This is a genomic window from Lysinibacillus sp. (assembly GCF_032093475.1).
GTDB classification, from domain to species: domain Bacteria; phylum Bacillota; class Bacilli; order Bacillales_A; family Planococcaceae; genus Lysinibacillus; species Lysinibacillus irui.
In genome coordinates this window covers 33,980-38,647 of the sequence record NZ_DAMDAY010000030.1, presented here as the reverse complement: position 1 = coordinate 38,647, position 4,668 = coordinate 33,980, and the positions used below count along the sequence as shown (strand labels likewise).

The window sequence follows — 4,668 nt, the reverse complement described above, 5'->3', positions numbered from 1 at the left end:
TAATACAAAACCAGTACCAGATTCGGTTGAAAATATGCAGCTCATTAATGGACTAATTGAAGACAGTGCTGTTATTCGAGTACTCCCTTATGGATCCCTAACAAAGGATATTTCAGGTGAGGTTCGAACAAATATCGAAGAATTAAAAGCTCAGGGAGCTGTAGCGTTCTCTGATGATGGAGTAGGTATTCAACTTGCCTCTACTATGTATGAGCAAATGAAAGATGCAGCTAAGCACGATATGGTTGTTGTGGCACATTGTGAGGATAACTCCTTAATTTATGATGGAGTCATGCATGATGGAAAACGTAACAAAGAACTTGGTTTACCTGGTATTCCATCCATTTGTGAATCAGTACAAATTGCACGTGATGTTCTACTAGCAGAAGCGGCAGGTGCCCGTTACCATGTTTGTCACGTATCAACGAAGGAATCTGTTCGTGCGGTAAGAGATGCAAAGGCAGCTGGAATTCGTGTAACAGCAGAGGTTTGTCCACATCACTTGTTATTAGAGGAAATGGATATTCCATCCGATGATGCGAACTGGAAAATGAATCCTCCATTACGTGGAGCAGATGATAAGGATTCACTGCATGCAGCACTATTAGATGGCACAATCGATTGCATCGCAACAGATCATGCACCACATACAGTAGAAGAAAAATGCTGCGGTATGGTAGGAGCACCATTCGGCATTGTAGGCTTTGAAACAGCTTTCCCACTTCTTTATACACAATTTGTGGAAACAGGAAAGTGGACGCTAAAACAATTAATTGATTGGATGACAGTGAAAGCAGCTGAAATTTTTGATTTACCATACGGCACATTAGATGTAGGTTCTTCAGCTGATATGATTCTAATTGATATTCATAAAGAACAAACAATTGATGCAGAAGGCTTTGTATCAAAAGGACGCAACACACCATTTAATGGTTGGGTGGCAAAGGGTTGGCCAGTGCTAACTATTTTTGAAGGCAATATCGTATATCAGGAGGCAGAGTAATGAAAAAACGTTTACTAGTTTTAGAAGATGGCACAGTATTTACAGGTACAGCATTTGGTAGTGAGCGCGCTTCACAAGGTGAAGTTGTATTTACAACAGGAATGACAGGTTATCAGGAAACCATTTCAGATCCTTCGTTCTATGGACAAATTGTAACATTGACTTATCCGTTAGTTGGAAATTACGGCATTAACCGTGATGACTTTGAATCGATTACACCAGCAATTCGCGGATTTGTTGTTCGTGAACTTGCTAAAACACCTTCAAACTTCCGCTGTGATTTAACATTAGATGACTATTTAACATCAAAAGATATCCCTGGAATTGAAGGGATTGATACACGAAAATTAACACGTATTATTCGCAGTAAAGGATCAGTAAAAGCGATTTTGACAGCTGCTGATGAAGAAGTGAATGTGGAAGAAATTGTAGCACAATTACAAGCGACGCCAGCCATTACTCACCATGTTCGTGAAGTATCACCAAAAGCTGCTTATCCATCTCCTGGACGTGGTAAACGAGTTGTCTTAATTGATTATGGAATGAAGCATGGTATTTTAAGAGAATTAAACAAACGTGATTGTGATGTGCTAGTAGTTCCTTACAATACGTCAGCCGAGGACATTTTAGCTTGGCATCCTGATGGCATCATGCTATCAAATGGACCGGGGAATCCGGAAGACGTCCAAGAAGGTATTGAAACGGTACGCAACTTAGTCGGAAAAGTGCCAATGTTCGGTATTTGTTTAGGCCATCAAATCTTTTCTTTGGCTAGTGGCGCAAAAGCTTTCAAATTGCCGTTTGGACACCGTGGGGGGAACCATCCAGTAAAAGATTTACGAACAGGCCGTACAGACTTAACATCGCAGAACCATGGATATGCAATCGATATCGAATCATTAAAAGATACTGATTTGGAATTAACACATATCGCATTAAATGATGGTACATGTGAAGGGGTACGACATAAGAAATATCCAATTTTCACAGTGCAATATCACCCAGAAGCATCACCGGGACCAGAGGATTCAAACCACTTATTTGATGAATTCATTGACATGATGGAAGTAGAAGCAGGGAAGGGGAAACAACATGCCTAAACGTACAGATATCGAAACTATTTTAGTAATCGGCTCAGGCCCAATTGTCATCGGCCAAGCAGCAGAATTTGACTATGCAGGAACACAAGCTTGTCTTTCATTAAAAGAAGAAGGCTACCGAGTTATTTTAATCAACTCTAACCCCGCGACAATCATGACTGATACAGAAATTGCGGACAAGGTTTATATCGAGCCAATTTCTCTTGAATTTGTATCTCGTATTTTACGCAAAGAACGCCCAGATGCTATTTTACCAACGCTTGGTGGTCAAACAGGACTGAACATGGCGATTGAACTAGACCAATCAGGCATTTTAGACGAGCTTGGTATTGAAATTCTAGGAACAAAACTAGACGCTATTCATAAGGCAGAAGACCGTGATTTATTCCGTAACTTAATGTATGAATTAGGTGCTCCAGTACCAGAATCTGATATTATCCATTCAATAGATGAAGCGAAAAACTTTGTAGCGAAAATCGGTTACCCTGTAATCGTTCGTCCAGCCTTTACGCTTGGTGGTACAGGGGGCGGTATTTGCTATAATGATCAAGATTTAGAGGAAATCGTGACATCCGGCCTAAAATATTCTCCAGTTACACAATGCTTATTAGAAAAATCAATTGCTGGCTATAAAGAGATTGAATACGAAGTAATGCGTGATGCGGCCGATAATGCCATTGTCGTATGTAATATGGAAAACGTTGACCCAGTTGGTATTCACACAGGCGACTCGATCGTAGTAGCACCAACGCAAACACTATCAGATCGTGAAAATCAAATGCTACGTAATATTTCTCTAAATATTATTCGTGCACTAAAAATCGAAGGTGGCTGTAACGTACAGCTAGCACTTGACCCATATAGCTTTAATTACTATGTAATTGAAGTAAATCCACGTGTATCTCGTTCATCTGCATTAGCATCAAAAGCAACGGGCTATCCAATTGCCAAGCTAGCAGCAAAAATCGCAGTTGGCTTAACATTAGATGAAATTAAAAATCCTGTAACAGGATCAACATATGCTTGCTTTGAGCCTGCACTTGACTATATCGTAGCTAAAATTCCACGCTGGCCGTTTGATAAATTCGAATCGGCGAAACGTAATCTTGGTACGCAAATGAAAGCCACTGGTGAGGTAATGGCACTAGGTCGCACATTTGAGGAAGCGATGCTTAAAGCGGTTCGTTCACTTGAGACTGGTCAAGTACACTTAGAGTTAAAGCATGCCGAGGACAATTCTGATTCATGGATCGAAAAACGAATCCGCAAGGCGGGAGATGAGCGCCTATTCTTCATCGGAGAAGCCTTACGCCGTGGTGTGACAATTCAACAAATTCATGAATGGTCAGCTATTGATTTATTCTTCTTGAATAAATTTAAAAATATCGTGGATATGGAACAAACACTTGCTGACAATAAAAATGACAAAGAGGTATTGCGAACAGCAAAACGTTTAGGCTTTGCAGATAAGAAAATTGCTGAGCTTTGGGAAACGTCACCAGAAGCCATTTATGCTTATCGTAAAGAGCATGGCATTATTCCAGTTTATAAAATGGTTGATACATGTGCGGCAGAATTTGAATCAGAAACACCATATTTCTATGGCACATATGAAGAAGAAAATGAATCGATTAAGTCAGAAAAACCTTCAGTTGTAGTACTAGGTTCAGGCCCAATCCGTATCGGTCAAGGGGTTGAATTCGACTATGCTACTGTGCATTCAGTATGGGCGATCCAAGAAGCTGGCTATGAAGCTATAATTATCAATTCAAACCCAGAAACAGTGTCAACAGACTTCTCAGTGTCAGATAAATTATACTTCGAGCCATTAACAATTGAGGATGTAATGCATATTATCGACTTAGAGCAACCAATTGGTGTCGTTGTTCAATTCGGTGGTCAAACTGCCATTAACCTTGCTGATAAGCTAGCTGCAAATGGCGTGAAAATCCTAGGTACTTCTTTAGAGGATATCGACCGTGCAGAAAACCGTGATAAATTCGAGCAAGCATTACGTGAATTAAACATTCCACAGCCGCAGGGTGAAACAGCTGTTTCTACAGAGGAAGCTCTTGCAATAAGTGAACGTTTAGGCTTCCCTGTCCTTGTTCGTCCTTCTTATGTACTTGGTGGACGCGCTATGGAAATTGTCTACAACAAGGAAGAATTACAACACTATATGGAGAACGCGGTGGAAGCCTCTCCTGATCATCCTGTTTTAGTAGACCGCTATCTAACAGGTCAGGAAATTGAAGTAGATGCTATCTGTGACGGCGAGAACGTTTTAATTCCAGGTATCATGGAGCATATTGAGCGTGCGGGGGTGCACTCTGGTGACTCAATCTCTGTTTATCCACCACAAAAATTAACAGAAGCTCAAAAAGAGACGTTAGTAGACTATACAACTCGCCTTGCAAAAGGTCTAGGCATCATCGGATTAATGAACATCCAATATGTTATTTCACAAGGAGAAGTATTTGTGATCGAGGTAAATCCACGTTCATCACGTACTGTCCCATTCCTAAGTAAAATTACAAATATTCCAATGGCAAATATTGCAACAAA

Annotated in this window: 3 protein-coding genes; all 3 read left to right on the top strand. The window is 40.4% G+C overall.

What is annotated here, in order from left to right; translation table 11 throughout:
* Positions 1 to 1,003: dihydroorotase (locus tag RT445_RS08915; RefSeq protein ID WP_313470432.1), on the top strand; the 1,003-nt coding region annotated here is incomplete at its 5' end.
* Entirely contained in the window at positions 1,003 to 2,103 is a 1,101-nt protein-coding gene (gene carA / locus RT445_RS08910) for a glutamine-hydrolyzing carbamoyl-phosphate synthase small subunit (RefSeq protein ID WP_274795888.1), read from the top strand. The genes RT445_RS08915 and carA, both read left to right, overlap by 1 nt.
* Positions 2,096 to 4,668, top strand: a 2,573-nt coding sequence (gene carB / locus RT445_RS08905) for a carbamoyl-phosphate synthase large subunit (protein ID WP_396631796.1), incomplete at its 3' end; no start/stop codon positions are given. The genes carA and carB, both read left to right, overlap by 8 nt.